This is a genomic window from Acinetobacter genomosp. 15BJ (assembly GCF_000400715.1).
Taxonomy (GTDB): domain Bacteria; phylum Pseudomonadota; class Gammaproteobacteria; order Pseudomonadales; family Moraxellaceae; genus Acinetobacter.
In genome coordinates, this window is sequence record NZ_KE007349.1 from 65,666 (window position 1) to 68,107 (window position 2,442).

The 2,442-nt window shown below is 45.5% G+C and carries 1 protein-coding gene and 1 pseudogene; both read left to right on the forward strand.

From position 1 onward, the window contains the following. Positions 1-2,166, forward strand: a 2,166-nt coding sequence (locus tag F896_RS20550; protein WP_016164759.1) for a YadA-like family protein, incomplete at its 5' end; no start/stop codon positions are given. Positions 2,167-2,227: 61 nt separating this feature from the next. Beyond that, positions 2,228-2,442 (forward strand): annotated as a pseudogene (locus tag F896_RS21095) (outer membrane assembly protein BamE); the annotation flags it as partial.

The window sequence follows — 2,442 nt, forward strand, 5'->3', positions numbered from 1 at the left end:
GGTTCAATCACGACATCGAATGTTGGTAATACTGGCAAAGGCAATATCCACGATGCGATTGACTCAGTTCGTGGTCAGGCAGTGGCAGCGAAAACAGAAGTTGAAGCTGGCAAGAATATGACTGTTGAAAGCCGTACAGGTGCAGATGGACAAACCATCTACGAAGTAGCAACAGCGGATGATGTTGACTTTGATTCAGTTCAAGTCGGTGACGTCAACATTGATGGTGCTACAGGCAAGATCAGTGGTGTTACTGATGGCACAATTGCAGCAGGCTCAAAAGATGCGGTGAATGGTGGTCAAATTCATGGCATTGCAGATAGCGTTAAAAACTCGATTGGTGGTGAAACTACACTGAATCCAGATGGTTCAATCACGACATCGAATGTTGGTAATACTGGCAAAAGTAATATCCACGATGCGATTGACTCAGTTCGTGGTCAGGCAGTCGCAGCGAAAACCACCGTCACCGAAGGTGACAATATGGTGGTGACTCAAACCAAGAATGCTGATGGTAGTACCAACTATGAAGTTGCTACTGCAAAAGATGTGAAATTTGATAGTGTCACCGCAACTGATGCAGAAGGAAATGAAACGATCTTGAATGCAGAGGGTGTGAGCTTAAAAGACCAAGCAGGAAATACGACTATTCTTGGCCCAGATGGTCTCGGTTTTGTCGATCCAATGGGGAACAGCGTTGGTCCACGTATTAGTGCAAGAGGTATAGATGCAGGTAATACAGTGATCACAGGTGTTGCACCAGGGCGTGTTGCAGGAGATTCAACTGATGCAATCAATGGCAGCCAGTTAAAAGGTGTTGCGGATAGTGTTAAAAACATCATTGGTGGCAATACCGTTGTGAATCCAGATGGCACGATCAAAGGTGGCAATATTGGAGGCACGGGCAAAGACAACATTAACGATGCGATTGGTGCTATTGGTAAGGCAGCGCAAGAAGCCAAAACCACAGTGAGTAAAGCAGAAGGTGATGAAAATGTCACAGTCACAAGTCGTCCGAATGCAGAGGGTGGTACAGACTTTGAAGTTGGTTTGTCTAAAGACATTAAAGTCGATAGCGTAACAGCGGGCGATACCCGTCTGGATGGTGATGGACTCACCATTGCAGGTGGTCCAAGTGTGACCAAAGACGGTATTGATGCGGGTGATAAAAAAGTCACAGGTGTTGCAGATGGTACTGTTGCCGAAGGTTCTAAAGATGCAATCAACGGTGGTCAATTACATGGTGTAGCTGATAGCGTTAAAAACATCATTGGTGGAAATACGACTGTAAATCCAGATGGCACCATCGCAGGTGACAACATTGGAGGCACAGGTAAAGACAATATCAATGATGCAATTGGTGCTGTGGGTAAAGCTGCTAAAGAAGCGAAAACCACTGTGAGCAATAAAGATCAAAACATCACTGTGAAGGAAAGCAAGAACAAAGATGGCGGTACAGACTTTGAAGTTGGTTTAGCAGACAAAATCAAAGTGAAAGAGGTGACTGCAGATCAAGTGAATGCTGGTCAGATCAATGTTGCTGGTGATCAAGGTTCGACCACGATTACAGGTGGTGGCGTCAGTATTAGTGGACCGAAAGGCGAGCAAGGTCCAAGCATGACGACGGATGGCATCAACGCAGGCGGCAAGAAAGTCACAGGTGTTGCTGATGGTGCAATTGCCAGCGGATCAAAAGATGGAATCAATGGCGGACAACTGCATCGTTCTTATGAAGATGTTGGCGCAGCACTTGGAGGTGGTGCAGGTTATGACCCGAGCACAGGCTGGAAAGGACCAAGCTACGATGTTGCTGGTGGAAAATATGACAACGTTGGTGATGCATTAGGTGCAATTGATAACCGTGTAACCAATCTTGGTGATCAGTTACAACAAGCCTTCTACGATACCAACAAGCGTATGGATAAGCTGGAAGACAAAATGTCAGCAGGTATTGCCGCAACTGCTGCACTTGAAAATGCACCATTCGTTCCGGGCAAGCTCACCATGGCGGCAGGTGCAGCATACTATAACGATCAAAGTGCAATTGGTGTGACCTTCCGTAAGACAGCGGATAATGGTCGCTGGTCTCTCACGACGGGGGCTGCAATGGGAAGTCAAGGTAATAGTCCACTGGTTCGTGTTGGTGTGAGCACCATCATTGACTAAGTCTTTTGGGAGAGTCGAATTGACTCTCCTTTCCCTAAACAATAATTAAGTGAGAACAGAGATGAATAAGATTCAAGCTTTAATGATGGTTGCATTTGCCAGCGTAGCATTCCAAAGTCAGGCGGAAACCCAAGCTGAAATACAGTTGGAAACTTCTCAAGAAGTTACTTTTCCTGAGGTGAATAAAAGTTATCTTAAACTGGTAAAACGTTATGAATATAATGATGTTGCCCGTTTAGATGTGGGCATGAACAAAGATCAATTCCGACATATTCT